This is a genomic window from Paenibacillus sp. QJM3NY_38 (assembly GCF_056173265.1).
Genome location: NZ_CM149665.1, coordinates 2,142,632 through 2,168,063, shown reverse-complemented (window position 1 = coordinate 2,168,063; position 25,432 = coordinate 2,142,632). Strand labels below are relative to the sequence as shown.

The 25,432-nt window shown below is 50.4% G+C and carries 23 protein-coding genes; all 23 read right to left on the bottom strand.

The window, feature by feature from the left end:
• Positions 1-41: 41 nt before the first annotated feature.
• Positions 42-389, bottom strand: coding sequence for a DUF5665 domain-containing protein (locus tag AC0VZ8_RS09500; protein WP_260064224.1), 348 nt, complete (start codon positions 387-389; stop codon positions 42-44).
• Positions 390-625: 236 nt separating this feature from the next.
• Positions 626-3,715, bottom strand: coding sequence for an isoleucine--tRNA ligase (ileS, locus tag AC0VZ8_RS09495; protein WP_475486704.1), 3,090 nt, complete (start codon positions 3,713-3,715; stop codon positions 626-628).
• Between the two features lie 782 nt (positions 3,716-4,497).
• Entirely contained in the window at positions 4,498-4,992 is a 495-nt protein-coding gene (locus AC0VZ8_RS09490) for a DivIVA domain-containing protein (protein ID WP_071222998.1), read from the bottom strand.
• A 172-nt stretch (positions 4,993-5,164) separates the two neighbouring features.
• Positions 5,165-5,947, bottom strand: a complete 783-nt coding sequence (locus AC0VZ8_RS09485; protein ID WP_216533916.1) for a YlmH family RNA-binding protein — start codon at positions 5,945-5,947, stop codon at positions 5,165-5,167.
• A 7-nt stretch (positions 5,948-5,954) separates the two neighbouring features.
• Positions 5,955-6,227 (bottom strand): YggT family protein, encoded by a 273-nt coding sequence (locus AC0VZ8_RS09480; protein WP_220686033.1) that lies wholly within the window; start codon positions 6,225-6,227, stop codon positions 5,955-5,957.
• A gap of 8 nt (positions 6,228-6,235) precedes the next feature.
• On the bottom strand, positions 6,236-6,682 hold the full coding sequence (locus tag AC0VZ8_RS09475; protein ID WP_009589651.1) for a cell division protein SepF: 447 nt from the start codon (positions 6,680-6,682) through the stop codon (positions 6,236-6,238).
• A 2-nt stretch (positions 6,683-6,684) separates the two neighbouring features.
• Positions 6,685-7,374 (bottom strand): YggS family pyridoxal phosphate-dependent enzyme, encoded by a 690-nt coding sequence (locus tag AC0VZ8_RS09470; protein WP_260064230.1) that lies wholly within the window; start codon positions 7,372-7,374, stop codon positions 6,685-6,687.
• An 8-nt stretch (positions 7,375-7,382) separates the two neighbouring features.
• Complete coding sequence (gene pgeF / locus AC0VZ8_RS09465; protein WP_475486703.1) at positions 7,383-8,240, bottom strand: peptidoglycan editing factor PgeF; 858 nt, start codon at positions 8,238-8,240, stop codon at positions 7,383-7,385.
• Between the two features lie 70 nt (positions 8,241-8,310).
• Entirely contained in the window at positions 8,311-8,610 is a 300-nt protein-coding gene (locus tag AC0VZ8_RS09460; protein WP_233354800.1) for a YlmC/YmxH family sporulation protein, read from the bottom strand.
• 195 nt (positions 8,611-8,805) lie between these two features.
• Positions 8,806-9,588, bottom strand: coding sequence for an RNA polymerase sporulation sigma factor SigG (gene sigG, locus AC0VZ8_RS09455; RefSeq protein ID WP_006209087.1), 783 nt, complete (start codon positions 9,586-9,588; stop codon positions 8,806-8,808).
• 77 nt (positions 9,589-9,665) lie between these two features.
• On the bottom strand, positions 9,666-10,388 hold the full coding sequence (sigE, locus tag AC0VZ8_RS09450; protein ID WP_071222992.1) for an RNA polymerase sporulation sigma factor SigE: 723 nt from the start codon (positions 10,386-10,388) through the stop codon (positions 9,666-9,668).
• A gap of 170 nt (positions 10,389-10,558) precedes the next feature.
• Positions 10,559-11,605 (bottom strand): sigma-E processing peptidase SpoIIGA, encoded by a 1,047-nt coding sequence (gene spoIIGA, locus AC0VZ8_RS09445; RefSeq protein ID WP_475487667.1) that lies wholly within the window; start codon positions 11,603-11,605, stop codon positions 10,559-10,561.
• A 387-nt stretch (positions 11,606-11,992) separates the two neighbouring features.
• The gene (gene ftsZ, locus AC0VZ8_RS09440; RefSeq protein WP_194541671.1) at positions 11,993-13,123 is read right to left on the bottom strand and encodes a cell division protein FtsZ; all 1,131 of its coding nucleotides are present in this window, start codon (positions 13,121-13,123) and stop codon (positions 11,993-11,995) included.
• A 57-nt stretch (positions 13,124-13,180) separates the two neighbouring features.
• Positions 13,181-14,464 (bottom strand): cell division protein FtsA, encoded by a 1,284-nt coding sequence (ftsA, locus tag AC0VZ8_RS09435; RefSeq protein WP_009589690.1) that lies wholly within the window; start codon positions 14,462-14,464, stop codon positions 13,181-13,183.
• Positions 14,465-14,679: 215 nt separating this feature from the next.
• Positions 14,680-15,435: a cell division protein FtsQ/DivIB gene (locus AC0VZ8_RS09430; RefSeq protein WP_071223069.1), complete on the bottom strand. Its 756-nt coding sequence runs from the start codon at positions 15,433-15,435 to the stop codon at positions 14,680-14,682.
• A 60-nt stretch (positions 15,436-15,495) separates the two neighbouring features.
• A complete protein-coding gene (murA, locus tag AC0VZ8_RS09425; RefSeq protein WP_071222989.1) occupies positions 15,496-16,779 on the bottom strand; it encodes a UDP-N-acetylglucosamine 1-carboxyvinyltransferase in 1,284 nt (427 codons plus the stop codon).
• A gap of 16 nt (positions 16,780-16,795) precedes the next feature.
• Entirely contained in the window at positions 16,796-17,701 is a 906-nt protein-coding gene (gene murB / locus AC0VZ8_RS09420; protein WP_071222988.1) for a UDP-N-acetylmuramate dehydrogenase, read from the bottom strand.
• 158 nt (positions 17,702-17,859) lie between these two features.
• On the bottom strand, positions 17,860-18,969 hold the full coding sequence (murG, locus tag AC0VZ8_RS09415) for an undecaprenyldiphospho-muramoylpentapeptide beta-N-acetylglucosaminyltransferase (protein WP_475486702.1): 1,110 nt from the start codon (positions 18,967-18,969) through the stop codon (positions 17,860-17,862).
• Between the two features lie 5 nt (positions 18,970-18,974).
• Complete coding sequence (spoVE, locus tag AC0VZ8_RS09410; RefSeq protein WP_071222986.1) at positions 18,975-20,072, bottom strand: stage V sporulation protein E; 1,098 nt, start codon at positions 20,070-20,072, stop codon at positions 18,975-18,977.
• Positions 20,073-20,121: 49 nt separating this feature from the next.
• Positions 20,122-21,552: a UDP-N-acetylmuramoyl-L-alanine--D-glutamate ligase gene (murD, locus tag AC0VZ8_RS09405; protein ID WP_475486701.1), complete on the bottom strand. Its 1,431-nt coding sequence runs from the start codon at positions 21,550-21,552 to the stop codon at positions 20,122-20,124.
• Between the two features lie 3 nt (positions 21,553-21,555).
• Positions 21,556-22,521: a phospho-N-acetylmuramoyl-pentapeptide-transferase gene (gene mraY / locus AC0VZ8_RS09400; protein WP_339222802.1), complete on the bottom strand. Its 966-nt coding sequence runs from the start codon at positions 22,519-22,521 to the stop codon at positions 21,556-21,558.
• Positions 22,522-22,525: 4 nt separating this feature from the next.
• The gene (locus AC0VZ8_RS09395) at positions 22,526-23,944 is read right to left on the bottom strand and encodes a UDP-N-acetylmuramoyl-tripeptide--D-alanyl-D-alanine ligase (RefSeq protein WP_475486700.1); all 1,419 of its coding nucleotides are present in this window, start codon (positions 23,942-23,944) and stop codon (positions 22,526-22,528) included.
• On the bottom strand, positions 23,944-25,428 hold the full coding sequence (locus tag AC0VZ8_RS09390; protein WP_260064243.1) for a UDP-N-acetylmuramoyl-L-alanyl-D-glutamate--2,6-diaminopimelate ligase: 1,485 nt from the start codon (positions 25,426-25,428) through the stop codon (positions 23,944-23,946). Before AC0VZ8_RS09390 ends, AC0VZ8_RS09395 begins: the two co-directional genes overlap by 1 nt.
• Positions 25,429-25,432: the final 4 nt, after the last annotated feature.

Below are 25,432 nucleotides of genomic sequence, written 5' to 3'. Positions count from 1 at the left end.
ATCTCAGCGGCTGCCGGGCATTACATATTCATATAGATGACTCACGTCAGTTCAAGCTGACGCTGGACGATCCGGACAATATCTGCAATATAGTCGCCGATAATAGGCAAATTCAACGCACCAAGCGCCTGAAGGACATAAATAATGGTTGCCGCAAAAAAGGTAAAGCCAATCGCGATTCCCACACCGCGGGCCGACCCGGCCAGCAAATTGGTCCAAATCAACTTCCAAGGGCGGTTCAGCAGCTGGGTATACTCCGCGATCCGAGCCTTCTCCAGCTGCTGTGCTATGTCCGTGGTCATGCGGTGTATGGCGCGCAATTGGTCCCGCTCTTCCTCAAGTGATTTTTTTTGTTCAGTTGGCACCCCAGCATCCGGCTTCTCCGCCATTTCTACCGCCCCTTTGCCTAAACTAATCGACTTCAAATTATAGACCCAGAGCAGCTACATTACCTTGTATGCTCGGAATCTGCTTACCATTACATATCAATTCGCTGATTATTATGCATCTATGGGAAGCATCTCATTCGTTTGTGAGAACACCCTTAAGGAATCGATATTTTTTATGAATACAAAAAAACACTGCCCCTGTAGATAAGGGCAGTGTTTTTTAACCAATTTATAACTTAGGCGATGTGGATGCCGATGGTTTTGCCGCCAAGCTCAACCCGCTCCATGCCTTCGCTTTGTCCGAATTGCAAATCGTTCACAAGGACATTCTCGCGCAGCACATCTTCAAATGCGGTGATCGCAACTTTAAGCTCTTCATCCGCATCGAGCGTCAAGTTCACCCGCTTCTCGATCGGCAGGTCCAGCTTCTTCCGCGTATCCTGTACGGCACGCACCACTTCGCGAACCCAGCCTTCCTGCTCGAGCTCCGGCGTGATATCCGTATTAAGCGCAACGGTTAAGCCATAACCTGAAGCGGATGCGAAGCCTTCCTTCGCTTTCTTCTCCACCAGCAGCTCTTCGGACGTGATCTGTAATTCTTCACCTTCCGGCGATGTCACGTTCACGCCGCCCGTTTGGACCACCTTGCGGGTCTCGTCACTGCTCATGGCTTTCAGGAACCCTTGCAGGAAGCCGATATTTTTGCCGTATTTCTTGCCTGCAACCTTTAAGTTCATTTTCAGCGTGAAATCAACGAAACCACTGTCGCTGGTCTCCACCTCAATCGCTTTGACGTTGATCTCATCCTTGATGATGTCTTCATATCCCGCGAGATCAAACTCGCGATCCATGGATACGATGAGCTCAGACAGCGGCTGACGCGTTTTGATCCCGGTCTCGTTGCGGACGTTGCGCGCAAGCTCTACGATCTGTCTAGCCGTCTCCATGTCCTGCTCGAGCGCCTTGTCGATCAACGCTTCGTCTGTTTGCGGGAAGTCGGCCAGATGCACGCTCTCACCGCCGCCCAAGTTGACGAAGATATCTTCGGACAGCATCGGCGTGAATGGTGCCATCAGCTTGGAGAGGGTCAACAGCACGTGCGTAAGCGTCCCGTATGCGGCCAGCTTATCCTCCCCGAGTCCGCTGCCCCAGAAACGGTCGCGCGAACGGCGGATATACCAGTTGCTCAGCTCATCCACGTAAGCTTCGATTGCTTTGGCCGCGTTCAGGAAATCATTCACGGCCAGTCCCTTGTCAACCACTTGAATCAAGCTGTTCAGTCGGGACAGAATCCAGCGGTCCAGCTTGTGGTTCGATCCCTTGAAGTCATGCTCCTTCGGATCATAGCCATCGATGCCGGCATACAATGTCAGGAACGCATGGGTGTTCACCAGCGTATCGACAACCTTGGATTTGGCTTCGCCTACGATTCCTTTCGAAAAGCGTTTGCTGTTCCATGGTGCACTGTCAGCGAGCAGCGCCCAACGGAACGCATCTGTGCCGTACTCTTCGATGATTTCCCAAGGATCGATGACGTTGCCCTTGGATTTGGACATCTTCTGTCCGTTTTCATCAAGAATATGTCCTGTGGCCATAACCGCTTTATAAGGCGCTTTACCCGTAAAGAGAGTCGATACGGCAAGCAAGCTGTAGAACCATCCGCGCGTCTGGTCGATCCCTTCGCAGATCATATCAGCAGGATACTGCTGTTCGAATTTCTCCTTGTCTTCGAATGGATAATGGTATTGCGCATACGGCATCGATCCGCTGTCAAACCATACGTCGATGACTTCCGAGGTCCGTTCCATGACGCCGCCTTCACAGTGAGGGCATTTCACTTTCACTTCATCCACATACGGCTTATGCAGCTCCAGATCCTCCGCTACCTCGCCTACGGCGTTAGCCCGAAGCTCCGCAATGCTGTGCGGCGAGAATTGCCCTTCACAAGAATCGCAGACCCATACGTTAAGCGGTGTTCCCCAATAACGGTTCCGGCTAATATTCCAATCGACCAGATCTTCAAGGAACTTGCCGAAGCGGCCTTCGCGCACATGGCCCGGATACCAGGTGACCTCATTGTTGTTCGCGATCAACTGATCCTTAACCGCTGTCGTTTCGATAAACCAGCTCTCCATCGCATAATAGAGCAGCGGGGATTTACAGCGCCAGCAGAATGGATAGCTGTGCTCGTATTTCTCCTTGCTGTACAGAAGTCCTTTTTCAGACAATGCCTTCACGATGTCCAGATCGCAATCCTTCACGAAGCGTCCGGCAAAATCCGTCACTTCGTCGGTATAACGGCCTTGGCCGTTCACCACACTCACGAAGCTGATGCCATTCTCGCGGCATACGCGATAGTCATCTTCACCGTGCGCAGGAGCCATATGCACAATCCCCGTACCGCTTGCATCGGTAACAAAGGATGCGCCGACGATGAGATTCGCTTTTTCCGCTTTTACAAACGGGAACGGAGGATCGTAAGTCTTGCCGACCAGCTCGGAACCTTTGAGTGTGGACAGAACGGTAAAGTCGCCCTTCATGACATCCTCTACCAGATTCTTCGCCACGATATAGATGCCGTCCTCCTGCTCGACTCGGGCGTAATCCATATCGGGATTCACAGCCAGTGCCACGTGGGATGGAAGCGTCCAAGGCGTCGTTGTCCATGCCAGTACATACTCTCCGCCGTCATGCAGCTTAAATTTCGCCGTTGCGCTAAGGTCTTTAACATCCTCATAACCTTGCGCCACCTCGTGGGAGCTGAGCGTAGTCTGACAGCAAGGACAGTATGGGCTCACGCGATGACCGCGGTACAGAAGGCCTTTATCATGAATCGTCGCCAGAATGTTCCATACACTCTCGATATAGTTGTTCTCAAGCGTGATGTAGGGATGATCCAGATCGGTCCAATAAGCAATTGCCTCGGTCAGCTCGCGCCACTTGTGCTCATATTCAAATACGCTGGCTTTGCATTTTTTGATAAAAGCTTCAACGCCATAATTCTCGATCTCCTGCTTGCCGGAGATGCCAAGCTGCTTCTCTACGCCAAGCTCAACCGGAAGCCCGTGCGTATCCCAGCCCGCTTTCCGAACGACATGGTAGCCCTTCATCGTCTGATAACGGCCCACAAAATCCTTGATGACGCGGCCAAGGACGTGACCGATGTGCGGCGCACCGTTAGCGGTCGGCGGACCTTCGTAGAATACATAATTCGGCTTGCCGGCCCGCAGCTCGATTGATTTCTTAAACGTGTTCTCCTCGTTCCATTTGTTCAAGATGCGCAGCTCTCTGGCCCGCGCCTTCTCCTTGACGTCTACTCTGTTCATACAGATCTTCCTTTCACTCTTTTTCGAGGTTGTTCAAAAAGTCCGATTTTGATAAGAAAACCTCTATCGAGGCCACTTCAAGGATGAGCGACCGCGATGCATAGGTAGGTTTTCTTGCGATATAGAATTTCATCAGTTCCACTGATAACTCATAAATTCTATATCTAACACGAAGTGAATCAAGAAGCAACTCGGCATCGAATCTTGAATTCAGCCGGGCCTAAGTAGTAGCTTCCGAAGTATGTTTCCTACGGAAACATTTCAGGTGCTCACGTACAAACTACGTACGCTCCGCTCCTCACTCCCTAGCTTCATCCAACTGAAGCGTTTTGAAAAAACGCACATCGGAAGCATAAGCCTCGGTGCTGAAAACCGACCTTTTTGAACTCGCCCTTTTTCGTAAATGTTCTGTGAAAATAAAAAAAGGCCTCATCCCCCAAGGGACGAGAACCAGTTCTCGCGATACCACCCTAATTTCGCACGGCCGACTTCAAATATGGAAGTCTGCTCGAGCGACACCTCAATGTCCATGCCTGTTCGTAATAGGCAAGGTCCGATATAACGTTCGGCTGACGGTTCAGCTTACGCACGCGGTTAAACGCTTCAGCTTCACTTCTCCGGGATGATCTTCTGCTTGGTCTGAACGCCGGGCTTTCAGCAACTGCCGGCTCTCTGAGGAACAGATCCTTCGCGTACTATTCCCATCAACGAATGGTTGTATGAATCAACAATATGTTATTAGTTATAGACTTTTTCACGGAAAAAGTCAACCGGATACCCGCCTAGTATACTTCTTTTGGTTCAAGACTCGGTTCCCGGTTCTCGAGCGTCTCCCAGCCTTCTTGTTTCAACAGCTCCAGCTGCGCCTCAACCAGGGAACGGAAGCGGGTGCGGTAGATGGAAGCCTGCTTCTTCAGTTCTTCAACCTCAAGCGCGATTTTGCGGGATTTACCGAGCGCATCATTAATGATCCGATCCGCATTCTTCTCGGATTCCTTAATGATCAGCTGGGCTTCCTTCTTCGCGTTGTTCTTCAGCTCATCCGCCGCCTCCTGAGCGACAATGATGGTCTTAGACAAGGTTTCCTCAATATTCGAAAAATGATCCAGTCTTTCTTGCATCGCAATAAGCTGGTTGCCCAACTCTTTGTTCTCCCGGATCACACTTTCATAATCCTTAATAATCTGATCCAAAAACTCGTTGACCTCGTCCTCATCATAACCCCGAATTCGACGGGCAAATTCCTTGTTATGTATATCAAGCGGCGTCAATGGCATGGTGTGCACCTCCTAAATATATGGGCCTTACAGGACGGTTCATCCGCTGTGTTAGCCAAACCACCCGTCCGTGAAGACAATAGCGGTCATTTACGATTTATCGGTAAATCCATTGTTATTTTGAATAACACTTTGTACTCATTCGACAAAAAAACGGCAATTCCTTCAAAGGTCAGGCATATTTCCCAACCTTGATACGGTACCGCCCTTTTTTCGTCAGGCTTCCTGTCTCCAAAACTTTAAACCGTCCAAAGCCTTGGATGGAAACGACATCGCCTTCTTTTAAATTCGTTGAGGGGTCCTCTTCCACTTTCCAGTTCACGCGGCATCGGCCAGCCTTGATCGGCACCACGATTTTCGTACGGCTGATTCGATATGCATCGCTGGCGATTCCGTCCAGTCTCATGGAAGATACCGTAATATCCATCGTTTCGAAATTCGTGCGGGCAACCTCAAGCTTGTCCAGCGGCAGCAGTTCCGTCATCACATGCACCCGGTGGACCTGGCTGAGATTCAGATGGAGAAACGCGCTGATATCGTCCGCAACGACCGCATGGCAGCCGTCCGCGAGCACATGGATGTCACCAATCTTCGATCTCTTAATGCCAAGACCCAAAATCGAACCCATGTAGTCGCCATGCTCAAGCTCCAGAAACTTCTGATCTCCGGAAGAAATGCTGAGCACCTTCATCTTGAAATCCTCGCCTTCAAGCGCTCGGTAATCCGGAGCGATCCACGCCCGGACGCGTTCTGCATCAGCATGTCCACCATCAAACATGGCATGCACATCCGGATGACGATTCACAAGCGATTCCAGAATGAATCGCTGGCGAGGATCCAGAAAATCCGTCAGTTTCGCTTCATGATATTGTCCGGCATTGACAACCCACTCCCAAGCCCGGTCCACAAACTCCCGTTCATCCTTGTGAAAATGATCGTAGATGTCCAGTTTCATCGCTTATTCACCCAAGGAGATAGCCGAGAATCGCGTATACGCCTCGCTCCGCTAACTGGAGCACAAACAATGCAACAATTGGTGAAATGTCGATCATGCCCATAATCGGGGGGATGAACCTACGGAAAGGCGCCAGATAAGGCTCTACCAGCTTGCCGAGCAGCTCGCCGACAAAGCTTTCCCTCACATTCGGAAGCCATGACATCAAAACATAAACTAAAATCATGTAGAAGTAAATACGGAATAGCGTGCTAACAACGCTAATAATTTCGTAGGTCAAAGCCTAAATCACCTCATTCTGTTATATTCATGCTCGTCTGCTAGAATCTCCGAGATCGAACCTTGGATCTCCACGGTATCCGGCGTGCATAGGAAGATGTTCCCGCCCACCTTCGAGATTCCGCCGCTAAGCGCATACACGGTTCCGCTGAGAAAATCGATAATGCGCAGCGCCTGATCATTCCTCACACGCTGCAGGTTGACCACAACCGTTCGGAATGACCGCAGATGATCTGCAATCTCCTGTGCTTCATCATATGAACGAGGCTCCACTAATACAACCTTCACGTTCTTCTGTGAATGAATGCTTACGATATTGCCGCTTTTTTGGTTCTTCCGATGATCAAACGGCGTTGCCTCCACCGGCTCTTCCTGCGAGGCCAGAACCTCGCGTTCCACAACTTCTTCTTCCTCTTGCAGTCCCAAGAAATTCATAAACCGGTTCATCACGCCCATCGTCAATCCTCCTCTTTCCCTACTAAAATCGAGCCGAGACGCACCCAGGTCGCCCCTTCCTCTATGGCTACTTCAAAGTCATTGGACATGCCCATGGACAATTCGGTCAATGGCTCCGCCGTAAGCGCCTGCTTGTTCAGCTCATCTCTTAGTTGTCTTAAACCACGAAATACAGGACGCGTCTGCTCCGCCGACGATTCGTATGGAGCCATGGTCATGAGTCCGGTCACCTTTACGTGTGAAAGACTGTTGATTTCCTTCAAAAACTCGGCTGCTTTCTCAGGAGGCAAACCATACTTGGATTCCTCGCCCGAGATATTGACCTGCATAAAGGCGGATACCTGCAGATTCAGCGCAGCAGCCCTCTTCTCCAGCTCATGGGCCAGAGACAAGCGGTCGAGCGAATGAATATATTGAAATTTATCAATGACATCCCGAACCTTATTGGTCTGAAGATGGCCGATGAAATGCCATGTGCCGCGGTTTCCAAGAGCGTTCCACTTCGCCTGGGCATCCTGCCAGCGGTTCTCGCCGATATGCAAAAGTCCGTGATCCAGTACCGAAGCTGTCATATCCAAGGAGACATATTTAGTAACCGCAATGATATTTACATCCGTCCGGTTCCTGCCGCTTCTTGCGCAAGCCTCCGTGATTCGCTGTTCCACTTGATCGATACGTTCCTTCAAACTCAAGGGACGACTCACCTCTTTCTCATCCCGATCCAGCTTGCCATACGACCCGTTGTCCCTCCATCTTTACGATAAGAGAAGAACAGATCATGATTGCAGCTTGTACACCATGATGTACATTCGATATGTTCCGCCAATATTCCTGCTTTAATCATAATGTGTCTGTTTATTTCTTTCAAGTTCAGCATGTATTTCCCGTGTCCCTTGTCGATATAAAAAGCTGAATTTGTAACTTTCTCGGATGTGAATTCCTCGATTCCGATATCGCGGACACGATCCATGACCCGATCATCCACCTCGTAGCAGCACTCGCTTATGGATGGACCAATCGCTGCGTGAATGTGCTGGGGCAAGCTTCCGTATTCCACAACCATCCTGTCGACCATTTTCTCAGCGATGCTTCCCACGGTCCCCTTCCAGCCAGCGTGTGCCAAACCGACAGCAGCCGTAACCGGATCCCAAAAATAAAGCGGCACGCAGTCCGCGTAGAAGGACGTCAATAAAACGCCGGGAACATCGGTTACAAGTCCATCCGTATTTTGAAAAGCCGAGGCTCGGTCCAAACTCCCTCTGCCCCTGTCCTTATCATGAACCACGCCAATCTGAACATCATGGACCTGTTCACCGCAAGTCCAGTCTTCCAGAGAAAAACCCAACGCCGCAGCGGTTCGTTTCCGGTTCTCTACAATGTCGCCCGGCTCGTCTCCGACATGAAAGGCCAAATTCAAACTATCATAGGGGGCTCGGCTTACGCCGCCATGCCGGCCTGTGAAGCCGGCCGTGAGTGCGGCGCTTCCTGATCCCCCACTCCATTTTTCGAGCACAAACAGACTCGGTGTCTGCTGATCTTGTCTAACAAACGGTTCCATGCGCATCCCACCTCTATGACCAGTGTAACAGAAAACCCACGCCGGAGACACATTAACCGGATCCGTCTGTTTAGAAGGATCGCCGGTCCGGCCGGTCCAGGTATTCCACCGATTCCTGATCATCGGGCGTTCTTCGCAATTCCTCCATTTTGACAAGGACGACATCCGAGCCAATCTTGACGATATTCCGCCACGGAATGATCAGATCGCTCCCGCCGCCGAACAGCCCCATAAATTTACCGTAACTTGGCACCACAATCGCTTCAATCCGGCCCTGCCGCAAGTCCAGCTCCAGATCGCTGATCTGTCCGAGCCGTTTGCCATCAATGATATTAATAACATCCTTCGTTTGAAAATCAGAAATTTTCATCTTTTTCCCCACCATTTGATTATCAGGTATCATAAGCATCACACCTTAGATGTATTTGAAGGTTTGCCGTCCATCATCTTCAATCCATATCCCTCTGTTCAATATATGAGCCGCTTAGGTAAAATAGCTTATCTAAAATTAAAAAAACGATCCCATAAACGGGATCGTTATCTGTTCGTTTGATTGCTGGTCTTCTTACGTTTTGACGTGCTTCTGCATCTGCTTGATCGCTGACTTCTCCAGGCGGGACACTTGAGCTTGGGAGATGCCGATTTCATCCGCAACCTCCATCTGGGTCTTGCCTTCATAAAACCGCATGGATAAAATCATTTTCTCGCGTTGTCCGAGCTTGTGCATCGCTTCCCGGAGCGCAATTTCCTCAATCCAGGACACATCTTTGTTCTTATCATCACTGATTTGATCCATCACATAAATCGGATCGCCACCGTCATGATAAATCGGCTCAAACAGCGAAACGGGATCTTGAATAGCATCTAGTGCAAAAACAACGTCTTCCTTGGGCACGTTCAGCGCTTCGGAAATTTCAAAAATCGTCGGTTCACGCGAGTTCGCATTTGTCAGCTGATCCCTGACCTGAAGTGCTTTGTAAGCAATATCACGCAGTGATCGGGAGACGCGAATCGGGTTATTGTCCCTTAAATATCGACGTATTTCTCCGATAATCATCGGTACGGCATAAGTGGAAAATTTAACATTTTGCGATAAATCAAAATTGTCGATGGCTTTCATCAATCCGATGCAGCCCACCTGAAACAGATCATCAACAAACTCTCCCCGATTGTTAAACCTTTGGATGACGCTGAGCACCAGTCTCAGGTTGCCGTTCACCAGTTTTTCTCGAGCCGATCGTTCATTGTTCTGCTGCAGATTATGAAACAGTTCCCTCATTTCCACATTCGTCAGAACAGGCAGTTTTGACGTATCCACACCACAAATTTCAACTTTGTTTCGCGTCATGATGACTAACCTCCCAAGGAGAAACATTACTGTACATTATCTCCGAGGGGGGCTATTTTATTCCTTACGATTTCCAGTTACACCATCTTGTTGAATTCTTTGCGGAGCCTCTTTATAATTCTCTTCTCCAATCGGGAAATGTAGGATTGTGAGATTCCAAGCAGATCTGCCACGTCTTTTTGCGTCTTTTCCTCACCGTCCTGAAGACCAAAACGAAGCTCCATAATCATGCGTTCCCGGTCGCTTAATTTATCCAGCGCTTTTTGCAGCAGCTTCCGGTCGACCTGCTCCTCGATATTACGGTAGATGGTGTCATTCTCGGTACCCAATACGTCGGACAAGAGCAATTCATTGCCGTCCCAATCGATATTCAGCGGTTCGTCAAAAGAAACCTCGCTGCGGGTTTTGTTATTCCGGCGCAAATACATCAAAATTTCGTTCTCAATACAGCGCGAGGCGTATGTAGCCAGCTTGATTTTTTTCTCCGGGTCAAACGTATTCACCGCCTTAATCAAACCGATGGCACCAATCGATACCAAATCCTCGATGTTAATGCCGGTGTTCTCGAATTTGCGGGCAATGTAAACGACCAGACGCAGGTTACGTTCGATAAGCATGGCACGGGTGGCTGCATCCCCGGTAGGCAGCTTCTTGAGCAAGAACTCCTCTTCCTCTTTCGTAAGCGGCGGCGGGAGCGCCTCGCTTCCTCCGATATAGTAGATTTCCTGACTCTTCAGGCCTAGCAAAAAAAGTACGCGATAATACTGCAGCTGCAATGCTAATCTCCATTTAACGGGCATCTCTTATCCTCCTAAACGTTTTCCCGTAGGGATAACTGGCTTCATAAACGTAATTTCAATTCTTCTAGTCCGGCATGCTCTGGAAATGTCATAAAGGTTTTCAAAGACTTATTCATGAGTCCGCCGTATTGATGGCAAACTCGAACACTATGAAAATGGCTTCATGGTTATCATCCTGCGTTCTTGGCTGCACCTGATTCCGGACCGGTTCCCCCATTGAGCGATGAAGCGTCCACCTCGGATTTGCAGCTTCCATCGGACACCGGCTTGTTTGAATTGGCATCCATCTTCGTCGTACCTTCTCCTTCCGTTAATGCCGGATGGATAATGGCCCTGTATGCCCTGTCACCCGAGAGCGTCCCGCCATCAAGACCAATCAACACCTTGGATGCCGAATATTCAAATCCTCCCAGTTCGATCCGTACCATGTCGGGCTTTAACGCAAGCATGAAAGCAGCCCCCCGGTTGACACCGCGATAGGGAACAAGCCGCAGACGGTCTTGCCATTCAAATTCCTCTGCCGCGAGCCCCATGATTAATTTGTCCGGTTCCCCCTCCATCAACTGTTTGCTCCATCCCTGAGGCAGGTGGGCTTCCCACAGTGCTGCTTCCATCACCATAACCGGCGTGCGGGTTAAGGGATCACTCAATTGGTTACCTGTATCGAGCAGCCCCACACAGGATATTTTGGCGCTGCCGATCCATACCGACACCTCTCCCAATAAGGCCTCCCGGTTCTCGGTTTTACGTTTCGTGGTCTGAACGGCTTTAAATCCGAATACAACTACAAAAAAGGTAATGCACGCAAACCAGAATCCCACCTTCAATTCAAACGATAGTCCTCCCGATGTCGTATACCATATCCCGCTAAACAGTTCTCCCGAATTTTGGACCAGGTAATGAACACCGATAATGCCTCCGGCCGCCGCAAAATTCACCATATAAAATGCTCCCAAATTTCGCAGATAACTCTGTAAGCTTGCAAAGCCGAAAGCAATCCATAACATGATCAACGAAAGTCCAAATTTGATGAGAAAAGTAAACAAAAATGAGAGTTGCGGGACAAACATCATGACGACATACAGTGCGCCTACCACAGAGGATAATACGAGTCTCCACCACCTTGGCTTGACCCTGCGCATCCAGGCGGTCAAAGCCAGCAACATGCAGTCAATGACGAGGTTTGCCAAAAATATGAGATCAATATAAACAACCAGGTTGTTCACCTGCCTAGTCGAAGAATCACTTCGGTTATCCTTCTGTTGTTTTCTGGGCAACGGGAGATGTTACTAGTATAAGAAGAATAGAATTCAAAGTCTGTCTAAACCTGTGGGCGGATTACAGACTTTTTTTGTCGATGAAGGGCAGTTTTTAGAGACCTGTACCAGGAGCAGCCTCTTAGCGTTATCGGCGATCTCTATCATGGCAGGAAAGTTCGGGGAATATCCTTAATTTCCACTGTAATTGCTGATTGGACTTTCATTCGTGAAAGTGTGACAGCATCAGCTGTTGGCCTTGTAAATAAAATAAATGGAAGATGACGAGGCGTGGATATAAAAATAAGCCTGTCTTCATCATGATGACGAAGCACAGGCTTACCGTTATTAATCATTATTGCGGGAACGATTGCGAAGGAAAGTAGGAATATCAAGCTGATCATTGCTGCTCTGATTGCCAAACGGCTTCAGATTTACATTACTCTTGTCCGTTTCCGGCTGCTGTTGTTGCTGTTGTTCCCCTTGCGGCATTCCAGGACGACGTACCGGCGGGATTTGAGCAGGCTTGCTCTCAAAGCCGGTAGCGATAACCGTTACCTTGATTTCATCCTTCATACTTTCCTCAATGATCGCACCGAAGATCATGTTCACTTCCGGATCAGAAGCAGATGTTACAATCTCGGCCGCTTCATTCACTTCATACAAGGAAAGATTGGTCCCTCCCGTAATATTCATGATCACACCGCGAGCACCTTCGATAGAGGTTTCAAGCAGCGGGCTCATGATCGCCTTGCGGGCAGCCTCGGAGGCACGGTTCTCACCCGTAGCCAGTCCAATACCCATCAGGGCCGAGCCGCGTTCTGTCATGATCGTTTTCACGTCGGCAAAGTCAAGGTTGATCAGACCCGGTACTTGGATCAGATCAGAAATGCCCTGAACGGCCTGACGCAACACGTTATCAGCTTCTCGGAACGCTTCCAGCATCGGTGTCTTCTTATCCACGATCTCCAGCAAGCGATCATTCGGAATGACGATGAGTGTGTCCACTTTCTCTTTCAATGCTTCAATGCCAAGCTCCGCTTGGGAAGCACGCTTGCGTCCTTCGAACGTAAACGGACGTGTGACAACTCCAACCGTTAAAGCCCCGCACTCCTTAGCGATTTCAGCAATGACAGGTGCAGCACCCGTTCCGGTTCCGCCACCCATACCGGCCGTAACGAATACCATATCGGCACCCTTCAGGGTGTTCATGATCAAATCGCGGGATTCTTCCGCAGCCTTCTTGCCTACGTCAGGATTGGCGCCGGCACCAAGTCCGCGAGTGAGCTTGTCCCCGATTTGCAGTTTATGTTCGGATTTAGCAAGGTGGAGTGCCTGAGCATCCGTATTGACCGTAATGAATTCAACACCCTGCACACCATTCTCAATCATTCGGTTAACAGCGTTGCTTCCGCCGCCACCTACTCCGATTACTTTTATTTGAGCTAAGCTCTCCATTTCAAAATCAAATTCCAACATCTAATCCATCTCCCCCTCAATGTGCGTGGATGGCACGTCCACAGTCGAATGAATCCGCTATATAAACTCGCTGAACATCTTTTTCAGGCGTTCAATAAATCCCGGCTTCTGGCTGGTCTCCTGAGTTGCTGCGACAGGATTTTGCTGCTTAGCGCGGTTCACCGGTTTCTTGCTATTTCCGCTGCTGTTGTTGCTTCCTCCTGTATTGCGTACACGTACGTTCCGGATTGCATTATGGAGGATGCCGACTCCGCTGCAGTATCCCGGATCACGAACACCGATGAAATCGGGAACCGCAATCCGTACGGAAGTCGCCAGCTCATTTTGTGCCACCTGCAGCACACCAGGCATGGACATAGTGCCCCCAGTAAGTATATAACCACCAGGAAGCTCGCTGTAACCCAAGCGCTTAATTTCTTGGCGCACCAATTGGAAAATTTCCTGAACGCGAGGTTCTATGATAGCTGCCAGATCTTCCTGAGTGAACTCCTTGTCCACATTGCTTCCAATTCTTGTCACCTTAAACGTTACTTCGTGTGCGGCACTCTCGATCAGCGCGCATCCGTACTTCAGTTTAACCTTCTCTGCTTGATCCGTCAGCGTTCGCAGGCCATATGCAATGTCATTCGTAACGAAATCTCCACCAACCGGAAGCGTCGAAGTTGCGGCAATGCTGCCTCCCTCGAACACAGCCAACGTGGTTGAGCCCGCCCCGACGTCAACCAGCACCGAACCCATCGTTTTCTCATCCTTGGACAAGGCCAGCTGTCCGGCACCAAGCGGAATCAGCACCAGATCCTTCACTTTCAGACCTGATTTCTCCACACAACGTAACAGGTTATGTATTGCCGTTTTGGCGCCAGTAATAATCGTCGCTTCAACTTCCAGTCTTACGCCGATCATTCCTCGCGGATCAGAGATTCCTTCCAAACCGTCAACTACAAACTGTTTAGCAACCACATCGATAATTTCACGATCCGGAGGAAGCGCCACGACTTCCGCAGCTTTCAGCACGCGGTCGATGTCCTCTTCACCAATTTCGCGATCCTCGTTCGATACTGCCACAACTCCATGGCTGGATTGAAGTCCGATATGATTTCCAGAAATGCCGACATATACTTCGGATATTTGAATACCGACCATACGCTCCGCATGATCAACAGCGCTGCGAATGGATTGTACGGTCTGGTCGATATCTACAATTGCACCTTTGCGAATTCCCTCCGAGTCGGCAGATCCAACTCCAATAATATTAAAGGTTCCATTATTAACTTCCCCAATAATAGCACGAACTTTGGATGTACCGATGTCCAAACTAACAATGATGTCATTGTTGCTCAAGCCCTGGCACCTCCTGTTTTTAGCAAATTAATTTTGATTATAAAGAATACATTTCTACTTATTCAACACTCGCAGGTCTTTCCCTCTTTTTTCAACATTTTTTTTACTGCCAACATTTGCTATAACAGGCCGTAAAAGTCATTCAAAAAAGAAGAGCCGAAACAAGTTGTCAATACTTTCAATTGTACCATTTATTCCAATCCCTGAGTAGGGGGTTATTGCCCTTCTTCCGCGTCTTCTCCAACTTCTTCTACAAACGGCACGTAAGAGTCTGCTTCCAGCATCGTAATCACACCCGGCCGCTCCATTTCGGTAACCTGATTCAGATATTCTACTTTGTCACGGAGCAAGGAGACCGAAGTGATAACTTCGAATTTGGAACGTGTATACATCTTGATCCGATCCGGAAAAGATAGCGTTGGTGACGGCATGATTTCCGAGATATCGGAGGTCAGGCTGCCCGAAATCTCCGCAAGCACTTCACTAAGCACAGCCTTGTTGGGGTCGCCCGGATCCCAATTGGTCAAAATAGGTTTCTCAACGGCAATACCGCTCGCTGTAACCGGAACCGAGGTGCCGCTGGCCAGTATGGCTTGAAGTTCCCCGCTGTCAGACAGCTCGTAGGCCACCGTAGGATGTTCCGTCACCACGATGCTGACTTCGCCCGGAAAGCTCTTGACCACTTCAGCCGACTTAATCGTTCCGAGCTTCAGCAGGCGTTCCTGCACATCTTTCGGCTCAACGCCAAAGTACTGGTCTCCGATGTGGAGTCCGCTTTGCTTGATAAGCTGCTCATTGGTATTAAACGTATTGCCTGTAAAATGAATCTCGGTAACTTGGCTGACTGACGACCGGAAAAACAGAATCGTCAGCAGGGCTACGAACAGCAGCAAAAGTATCCATATGATTTTTTTGGCTGTTTTCGGTTTAGGCTTGTCCTGCTTCAGGACAGGCATATGTGTCTTGGACATATCCACTCTCTCCATAAAGACCTGTTATCCCCTCCTTGTTCGGAGGGGAAGCCCAGGACCTCAATTGGCTAAATCAAGCGGTTTTGGCACCGGAGATTGACGATAGATCCGAGCGCCTAAACCTTGGAACATGTTTTCAATACGATCATAACCGCGATCAATATGGTGAACTTGCTCCACCACGGTCGTTCCCTGCGCGGCCAAACCGGCAATGACGAGCGCCGCCCCAGCCCGAAGATCGGTTGCCTCCACCGTAGCTCCATAAATTCTCTGAACACCGCGTATAAACGCGTAGTTCAGATCCGTGGAAATGTCCGCCCCCATACGGGAGAGTTCCTCCACATGCTTGAACCGTCCTTCGAATACCGTCTCTTTCATCACGCTAAATCCGTCCGCCAAGGACAGCAGGACCATAACCTGAGATTGCAAATCAGTCGGGAACGAAGGATACGGTGAAGTCACGATACGTTCCACCGCTTTAGGACGGCTCATACAGCTTATGTTTATTATATCATTGCATATACTGGTTTGAACACCGGCGCGCTTTAGCACATGTATAAGGGAAGTTAAATGAGATGGATTGGTCTTTGTAAGCGTTACACTACCGCGGGTGACGGCTGCTGCGATCATGACGGTGCCGGCAACGATCCGGTCCGGTATAATCTCGTACTCGCAAGGCTCCAGACGCTCCACGCCATGAATCGTAATGGTATCCGTTCCTGCGCCGATAATGTTCGCTCCCATCTTGTTCAGGAAATGCTGAAGGTCCTGAATTTCAGGCTCTCTGGCGGCATTGGTGAGCACCGTTGTGCCAAGCGCAGTTGCTGCTGCCATCATGATATTCTCCGTTGCCCCTACGCTGGCAAAATCCAGATGAATATCCGTTCCAACCAGCCGGCTTGCCCTGCAATGGATCTTATCGTTACTCTCTTCGATTTCCGCACCAAGCGCCTGCAGTCCCTGAAGATGGAGGTCGATCTTGCGTTCTCCGATCGCGCAGCCCCCTGGCTGATAGATCGTCACTTCACCAAAACGGGCCAGCAGAGGTCCCATCAAAAAGATGGAGGATCGCATCTGCTTCATTAAATCTTCCGGGACATGAAACGAATTGGCAGACGAGGTATCCACGGTTACCGTCTCCAGCTCATGCTTGCATTTGGAGCCAAGACGGCTGAGAATGCTGAGCATCACTTCAATATCCAGCAGGTGCGGGACATTGCTTAATCTCACAGTCCCTTCTGCCAGAAGACTAGCTGCTAGAATAGGTAAAGCTGCATTTTTTGCTCCATGGATACGAATGGTTCCAGATAGGGGCCTTCCACCCTCAATCACCAATTTGTCCAATGTATCACCTCCGAGTTTACCGCTCGCCCAGAACGTACACCTCAGGCACCATATGAATTCCGTTCTTTTCCGAGATGGTTTCCTTAATACGTTCCATCAAAGCGAGCACGTCCTCTGCTGTCGCTTGACCGGTATTCTCAATGAAATTGGCATGCTGTAAAGAAACTTCTGCGCCCCCGATCCGCAGGCCCTTAAGACCAGCAGCCTCGATCAACCTCGCGGCATGGTCACCAGGCGGGTTGCGAAAAACACTGCCTGCCGTTGCGGATTGGAGCGGCTGTGTACGCCGGCGACGGTCCTTGTAGGAGGCCATAACAGCTGAAATTTCTTTGCGGTCTCCTTGACGGAGCCCAAATACCGCTTCAGTCACAATCCCTTTTCGTTCATGCAGAATGGAGTGTCGGTAATCAAACGCCATATCTTTCGCAGCATACGTAACCAATTCCCCTGTTTCCAGTACAATGTCAGCGGACTTGAATATGCGTGACACATCAGACCCATGGGCACCTGCATTCATGTAGACGGCCCCTCCAACCGATCCAGGAATGCCTCCGGCAAATTCAAGACCGGATAATCCTTCTTTTCCGGCCAGAACACTGAGCTTGACAAAAGACAGACTGCCGCCTGCAGTTACCGTCTCTCCGTCAAAATGAAGCCCCTCAAATCCCTGGCCCAGCTTGATGACCGCTCCCCGAATGCCTTTATCGGCAACCAACATGTTTGAACCGCGGCCCAATTGTGTCCAAGGTATGTGATGGGCATGGAGAAGGGTGACCAGTTCCCTGAGTTGTTCCTTGTTCTCAGGTATAATCAGGCAATCGGCTGGTCCGCCTATTTTCCACGTCGTATATTTTGCCAGCGGTTCATTCCATAACACTGTTCCGATATTGGCTTCTGATAGTAGCGATTTCCACTGCTGCATTTTAAATAAACCTCCCCTTGACTTTCAAAACCAAAAGGCCATTCCTTCAACTGGATGAAGAGATGGCCGCTGTCAGTAATGCCGGCCTCATGGGTGTGTCACGATTATAGAGTATCTTATGTCAGGCTCCATAGGTGTGTGACAATCGCCCAGCCGATTTAGCGTTTGCCGGTTAACCGGCGGATTTCTTGAACCATGACGGATGCCGAATCCGGTTTGCCGAGCTTTTTCGCAGCCGCGGACATCGCCTCTCTGGAAGTACGACTGGTCATGATCTCCTCAAGCTTTGCGAACAGCGATTCCGCCGTCAAATCCTTTTCGAGAATCATGCTGGACGCACCCGCTTCCTCCAATTGCCTCGCATTTGCCTCCTGATGGTTATTGGTGACGTTAGGTGAAGGGATAAGTACGGATGGAATGCCAAGCGATGTAATCTCCGCCAGGAATGAAGCTCCTGCACGGTTTACAATCAGCGAAGTAGCCGCAAGTACTTCCGGCATATTATGAACGTATGGCACGATATGAAGTTGATTCGGCATGGTAACGAGCTGGGACAGAATGGATTCCCGCGTGTTCTCAAAATAAGTTTCGCCCGTAACAAACACGAAATGTACACCCGGCAGCTTCTGTATGAACGGCGCCATCCCGATCATCGCGTTATTGATCGCCTTGGCACCCCGGCTTCCGCCGACGATCAGTACGACTTGGCTGTCCACCGGAATGCCGAGCGTAGCAAATCCACGTTCACGATTGGCGGATAATACCGTTGTCGCACGTGGATTTCCTGTATATACCGTTCTTTTGGCTTTAGGAAAAGAAGACTCCGATCCCTCAAAGCTGACCGCCACCGTATCCGCATAGCGGCTGAGGAACTGGTTGGTTAGGCCGGGAATCGCATTCTGCTCATGAATCATGGTTGGTATCCCGAGCTTGGCCGCTGCATAAACCACCGGACCGCACACATAACCTCCGGTACCGATCACGACATCGGGTTTAAATTCCTTCAGCAGGGCCTTCGATCGCTTCACGCCTTTGAAAAAACGCATGATTGTCTTCACGTTATCCAGCGACAGCTTGCGCCGGAACCCCGTGATATCGATGCTCTCAAACGGCAGCTTCTCCTGGGGTACAAGCTTGCTTTCGAGACCCCGCGTACCTCCGATATATAAAAACTCCGTTTTCGGATCTTCCTTTTCACATTGTCTTGCAATGGCAACGGCGGGGTAAATATGCCCCCCCGTTCCGCCGCCGGTCAATACGACACGCATACCCTTCACCTCGCATAACGGGAAATATTTAATAGAATGCCCAGCGCCGTCAGCATCAGCGTCAGTGAGCTGCCTCCGTAACTGATGAGCGGCAGCGTAATCCCTGTTACCGGCATTAAACCGATAACGACACCGATATTGATAACGACCTGTATGGCGACCATGCCCACGATCCCAACAGCCAGCAGACTTCCAAAGCCGTCGGATACCGTCATGGCCACTCTCATGCCCCGCCACACCAAGGCAGCGAACAAGAGCAGTACAATCAAACCGCCAATGAATCCAAGCTCTTCGGCCAAAATCGAAAAAATAAAATCAGTCTGCGGCTCAGGTACATAAGCGTACTTCTGACGACTCATGCCAAGCCCGAGCCCGCCGAGTCCGCCCGGCCCTATGGCATAGAGGGATTGAATGATCTGATAGCCTGCGCCAAGCGGATCAGACCATGGATCGAGAAACCCGGTTATCCGCTTCAGCCGGTAGGGGGCTGTCAGAATCAAGCCAATGAAACCGGCTACCCCGCCTAATGCGAGAAAGCCCAGATGCTTCATCTGTGCCCCTGCGGTAAAAACAATCATCATCGCAGCTCCAAGCATAACGGCACCCGTACCCAAATCAGGCTGCAGCATAATCAATCCGAATGCCAGTCCGATTAAACCAAGCGGCGGCAAAAGCCCCCTGGTAAAAGACGTAATATCATAATCTTGCTTACTGAGCCAGCGTGATAGAAACAGAATCATGCCCAGCTTCATAAACTCGGAGGGTTGAATTCCGAACGAGCTGATGCCGAGCCAGCTTCTGGCTCCGCCGCGAACAACGCCGATCCCTGGAATAAGTACGATAATCAGCATAAAAAAGCAGACCAGCAATGCAAGCTTGCTGTATTTCTTCCAAACCCGATAGTCGGTCCTCGATGTGAAGTACATGGCAGCAAGCCCCAAACAGGCAAAAAACAGCTGACGCTTCACAAAATAAAACTTATCGCCATAGTCATGAAATGCGAGGACGGATCCTGCGCTGTATACCATGACGATTCCGATGGCCAGCAGGGCCAAAATACAGATAAGCAGCCACAGATCGGGCGCCTGGCGGTTCTTGTTCATGGAAAGGCCACCTCGTACATCCTTAGTAGGGGCTTATCCACCCCCCTACTTAAAGGTTATGCACCGCCTCTTTAAAAATGCGTCCTCGATCCTCGAAGGAAGGAAACATGTCCCAGCTCGCACATGCGGGAGATAGTAGAACAATATCCCCGCTCTTTGCGAGCCCGGCAGCCTTCTGGACAGCCGAGGTCAAAGTCGCGGCGGCGTCCTTCCCATTATCGACGAGGAAGATGTCCTTTAATCCGGCTTTGGCAGCAGCCTTCGCGATTTTCTCCTTCGTTTCGCCAAGAAGCACGACGGCTTTCACCCGTCCTTGCAAGGAAGGAATCAATTCCTCATAATCCGACCCGCGGTCAAGCCCGCCTGCAATTAATACGATAGGCTCCTTGAACGAAGTCAATGCCATGTGCGTCGCCTTGGAGTTCGTTGCCTTCGAGTTATTGTAATAGGATACGCCCCGAAGCTTGGCAACGTATTCCAGACGATGCTCAACACCGCGGAAGCTGGATAAAGCTTCTTCCAGCTTATCGGGGGCAACGCCGGCCGCTATGGCGATCGCACAGGCAGCCAATGCATTCCCTACATTAAATCTTCCGGGCAGTCCGATGTTCTCCACACGGATGATCTCATGCGTAAACCCTTCGCCATCTGTATAGATCAGCATACGCCCCTGATCGTCGTCCGAGTCCTGGGTACCGGCAACATATGGCGGCATTACGTGAACCCCTTCACGAAGGCTCTCGCTCATCGAAAAAGGCACGATGCGCGCCTTGATATACGGAACAAGGTTTCTGCACACGGGATCATCCCAATTGAGCACAGCGGTATCATCCGCAGTCTGGTTGGCGAACAGCTTGGCTTTGGATGCAACATAATCATCCATCCCGCCATGGTAATCAAGATGCGTTTCCGCAATGTTGAGAAGGCAGGCAATACGCGGCCTGAACTCCTCTGTTCCTTTTAATTGAAAGCTGCTCAGCTCAACAACCATCCAATTGTTTTCAGTTGCTTCTGCTGCAGCCTCGGATAGAGGCGTGCCGATATTGCCGGCTACAATCGGGGATAGACCAGCGCTTTCCAGCAGCTTGCCTACCCAGGTTGTCGTCGTTGTTTTGCCATTCGAGCCTGTGATGCCGATGATCGGTGCTTCACACAGGTGATAGGCGATTTCAACTTCGGTCACGACAGGAATCTTAAGCTCCAGCGCCTTTTGAACTGGCGGGGCGGAATACGGAATTCCGGGATTTTTGACAAGAAGCGTTACACCGGGATGAATAAGATCATCGGGATGTCTACCGCAAATAACAGAAATACCCAAAGCCTCGAGCTCCGAAGCTTCAGGACACTGTTCTCTTTCCTTTCTATCGTTCACAATGACGGAAGCTCCGGCTTGATGCAGCACTTTAGCAACCTGCACTCCGCTTTTGGCCAGTCCCAGTACGACGATATGCTTATCCCGATAATCTTCTAGCTGCTTCATATGTTACAACCCCTTGTTGATATAAAGTCCGAGTCCCGCAAGTATCAGTCCCACGGCCCAAAATGTAAAGACGACGCGCCACTCCGACCACCCGGATAATTCATAATGGTGATGGATCGGGCTCATTTTGAATATTCGCTTGCCTCTGGTTTTGAAGGAAACCACCTGAAGCACAACGGATAACATTTCTATGACGAATACCCCGCCAATAATGAGGAACAGCAGCTCGCTCTTGGTTACGATCGCTATGGCGCCAATAGCGCCCCCGATTCCTAAAGACCCTGTATCTCCCATGAACACTTTAGCAGGGTGAGCGTTAAATACCAGAAAACCAAGTACCGCACCGATCATCGCCGCTGCGCAGAATGCCGCCGCGAACGACGTAGACTGGATCGCCACAATGGCATAAGCGCCAAAGGCAATCGCACTGACACCGGACAGCAGACCGTCCACTCCATCGGTGAAATTGACCGCATTGGTGACCGCAAGCATCATGACTACGATAAACGGATAATAGAACCACGGCCCCCAATCAAAGGACCAATCCATACCTGGAACGCTTATCGCGGTGCTATGGCCGTTGGAGATCAACAGCCAGCACATAATGCCGGAAAACAGAAGCTGTCCAAACAGCTTCTGCCTGGCCGTGAGTCCTAATGATCTGCGAAATACGATCTTAATATAGTCGTCAAGAAAGCCGATCAAACCGAAACCGAGCGTCGCTACGATCATCACATAGAAATCAGTATCGACAGGAGAAAATTTAATATAAGTCAGTGTAAAAGCAAGCAGAATCACAACGCCGCCCATCGTTGGCGTTCCTGCTTTTTTCAAATGGCTCTGCGGACCGTCGTTCCTAACCTGCTGGCCGAACTTCATCCGCCGCAGCAGCGGAATGAGCAGCGGAGCCGATATCACCGCAAGCACAAACGCTACACCGATTGTCAATAACAGCAATTGAAAGTCCATCAGCTCACCCCCTCACTCCGTTGTTGCCGCCAGGCAGGGCCTTCAAGGCGTCAACCACGTGTTCCAGCCTCATGCCGCGCGAGGCTTTCACCAATACGATATCCTTCTCCGTTACCCGCTCCAGCAAGGCTTCGATCAGTTTTTCTTTATCCGTAAACGGAAGCACTGCTCCTTCAGGAAAGCGGTCTTTCGCTTTCCTAGCCGTGTGAAGAGACAATGGGCCGAAGGTGAACACAAGATCCGTGTTGTCCGGAGATAAGTAATCTCCAATCTCGGCATGGAATTCTTCTTCACGCTGACCAAGTTCCAGCATGTCCCCGAGAACGGCAATTCGCCGGTGGTACCCTTTCATATCACCAAGCACGTCCAATGCCGCCTTGGCCGCGGTAGGACTCGAATTATAAGCATCGTTCAGGACGGTGACCCCGAAAGCAGTCTCCACGGCTTCGATCCGCATGCTCGACAGTTTCAGATTGGCAAACCCGCTGCGAATAGCTTCATCGCCGATTCCCAAATGGGCTGCTACAGCCATCGCCGCAAGCGCGTTGACTACGTTATGACGCCCGAGAAGCGGCAAGCTAAAGCCTTCGCCCGCATGCCGGTTCGAAGTAAAGATGATTCCTCTTGCATGGAACATAAGTCCCGTCGGATAATCGTCATTGGTTTCCTGATTGCCAAACGTAAATGTCCGAAGCCCTTCTGGTTTCACCGTAGTTTCTTCAGCAAGCACCTGGCGGATCAACGGTTCGTCCCCATGGTAAATCAGCAAGCCGCCCGGCTTCATGCCGCTAATAATTTCAAGCTTGGCGCGGGCGATTTCTTCGCGCGAACCGAGCTGAAGCATATGCGCTTCCCCTACGTTGGTAATCACCGTCATATCCGGACGTGCAATGCTCGAAAGCAGTTCAATCTCATGACGTCCGCTCATGCCCATCTCAAGCACGATAATATCGGTATCTTCCTTCATCGCGAGGACGGTTAACGGAAGACCGATATGATTGTTGTAATTGCCTTGCGTCTTGTGAACGTTAAACGTGGTTTCAAGCAGTGCGGACACCATGTCCTTCACGGTGGTTTTTCCGTTGCTGCCGGTTATGCCCACCACCTTGGCGCTGCTCTCGGACAAATAGGCCGCCGCAAGCGTCTGAAGAGCCGTTAACGTATCCTCCACGAGAATGAGCGGCAGGTCGGGAATCGGTTGATGATCTCTCTGCCAGAGCACTGCGCCGGCTCCGCTGGCGATCACGCTATCCGCGAACGCATGCCCGTCAAATTTCTCGCCAACAATCGGAACAAACAAATTTCCCGGCTGTATGGTTCGGGAGTCGGTACCGACCCCTTGAATGATAATATTGTCATCTTGGTTACGTGAGAGCGTCCCGCCGCACATGTCGGCGATGCTCTTTAATGATTTATGGATCACTATTGTCTGCCCCTTATCGCGTCTTTGGCTACGATGCGGTCGTCAAAATCTAGCACTTCGCCCGCAATCAGCTGGTAGGTCTCATGACCTTTCCCCGCAATCAATACTACATCGCCCGGGCTTGCCATTTCAATAGCCTTTTCAATCGCTTTCCGGCGATCAACGATGAGCTTGTAGCTTTCTGTTGACACTTCGTCCTCAATCAAGCCGGCTTCGATATCCTTCAGGATCAAATCCGGATCTTCCGTGCGGGGATTATCGGAAGTTACCAATACAATATCACTATATTTCGCAGCAATTTTACCCATGATCGGCCGTTTGGTCCGATCCCGGTCGCCGCCGCAGCCGAATACCGTGAGCACCCGGCCTTCAGCGAATTCATTAACGGTACGCAGTACATTTTCGAGTCCGTCCGGCGTATGCGCATAATCCACGATCACGGCGTACGGCTGACCCTCATCCACGACCTCCACGCGGCCGTCAACGCCGGGCACGGACTCCAAGCTGTTCTTGATATCCTCGAGGGGAATTCCCTCAAGAAGCGCGGCAGCGATCGCGGCCATAGCGTTATACACGTTGAATTTCCCTACCATTCGAATCGCAATATCCGCACTTCCGCGGAAGGTATCCACATGGAACGAGGTGCCTTGAGCGGTGATCGAGATGTTGCTTGCCCGTATATCCGCATCTTCTCCCAAACCATAGGTAATCACTTCCGCCGCTGTCTGCTTGGCAAAATAAGCCGAAGCCTCATCATCCGCATTCAGGACGGCATATTTGCGTGATGATTCATCCTTGGCAAAAGCGTTGCCCAGCCGGGAGAAAAATAACCCTTTTGCCCCGCGATATTCTTCCATCGTATGATGGTAGTCCAGATGATCCTGCGTCAGGTTTGTGAATATAGCCGTTCGGAAGTCCGTTCCCTTCACCCGCCCCTGTTCGAGCGCATGCGAGGATACCTCCATCACGCAGCACTCGGTGCCTGCGTTCGCCATATCGTTCAAGTAACGCTGAAGCTCCAGCGCCTCTGGCGTCGTTCTTGGCATCGGGAATGACTGGCCGTCGTATTTCATCTGAATCGTGCCGATCAATCCAGTTTTCAAACCGTAATCATTCATAATCGTCTCGATCAAATACGTTGTCGTTGTCTTGCCGTTCGTTCCGGTTACGCCAATCATCTTCATGCGGGAGCTCGGCTGATTATAAAAGGCGTTCGCCAAACCCGCCATCGCAAAGCGGCTGTCCCTCACGATGACTTGCGGAAGGTCGACCTCAAGCTTTCGCTCAACAACCAATGCCGCAGCGCCTTGGTCAGCGGCCTGAGCTGCAAACTGGTGTCCATCTACCGTATGGCCCGGCAGACAAATGAACAAATCCCCCGCTTTCACTTGTCTTGAGTCTGTTTCAATCCCCGTGATTTCAACTTCTCCGGATCCTTCGATAACAGCAGCAGCCAATACGGATGATAATTGCTTCAATTTCATTGTT

Coding starts and splice junctions, on each gene's coding strand:
- AC0VZ8_RS09500 (WP_260064224.1), bottom strand. CDS start 389: ATGGCGGAGAAGCCGGATGCTGGGGTGCCAACTGAACAAAAAAAATCA.
- ileS (WP_475486704.1), bottom strand. CDS start 3,715: ATGAACAGAGTAGACGTCAAGGAGAAGGCGCGGGCCAGAGAGCTGCGC.
- AC0VZ8_RS09490 (WP_071222998.1), bottom strand. CDS start 4,992: ATGCCATTGACGCCGCTTGATATACATAACAAGGAATTTGCCCGTCGA.
- AC0VZ8_RS09485 (WP_216533916.1), bottom strand. CDS start 5,947: ATGAAACTGGACATCTACGATCATTTTCACAAGGATGAACGGGAGTTT.
- AC0VZ8_RS09475 (WP_009589651.1), bottom strand. CDS start 6,682: ATGGGCGTGATGAACCGGTTTATGAATTTCTTGGGACTGCAAGAGGAA.
- pgeF (WP_475486703.1), bottom strand. CDS start 8,240: ATGGAACCGTTTGTTAGACAAGATCAGCAGACACCGAGTCTGTTTGTG.
- AC0VZ8_RS09460 (WP_233354800.1), bottom strand. CDS start 8,610: ATGAAAATTTCTGATTTTCAAACGAAGGATGTTATTAATATCATTGAT.
- sigG (WP_006209087.1), bottom strand. CDS start 9,588: ATGACGCGAAACAAAGTTGAAATTTGTGGTGTGGATACGTCAAAACTG.
- sigE (WP_071222992.1), bottom strand. CDS start 10,388: ATGCCCGTTAAATGGAGATTAGCATTGCAGCTGCAGTATTATCGCGTA.
- ftsZ (WP_194541671.1), bottom strand. CDS start 13,123: ATGTTGGAATTTGATTTTGAAATGGAGAGCTTAGCTCAAATAAAAGTA.
- AC0VZ8_RS09430 (WP_071223069.1), bottom strand. CDS start 15,435: ATGTCCAAGACACATATGCCTGTCCTGAAGCAGGACAAGCCTAAACCG.
- murB (WP_071222988.1), bottom strand. CDS start 17,701: ATGCAGCAGTGGAAATCGCTACTATCAGAAGCCAATATCGGAACAGTG.
- murG (WP_475486702.1), bottom strand. CDS start 18,969: ATGCGTGTCGTATTGACCGGCGGCGGAACGGGGGGGCATATTTACCCC.
- spoVE (WP_071222986.1), bottom strand. CDS start 20,072: ATGAACAAGAACCGCCAGGCGCCCGATCTGTGGCTGCTTATCTGTATT.
- murD (WP_475486701.1), bottom strand. CDS start 21,552: ATGAAGCAGCTAGAAGATTATCGGGATAAGCATATCGTCGTACTGGGA.
- mraY (WP_339222802.1), bottom strand. CDS start 22,521: ATGGACTTTCAATTGCTGTTATTGACAATCGGTGTAGCGTTTGTGCTT.
- AC0VZ8_RS09390 (WP_260064243.1), bottom strand. CDS start 25,428: ATGAAATTGAAGCAATTATCATCCGTATTGGCTGCTGCTGTTATCGAA.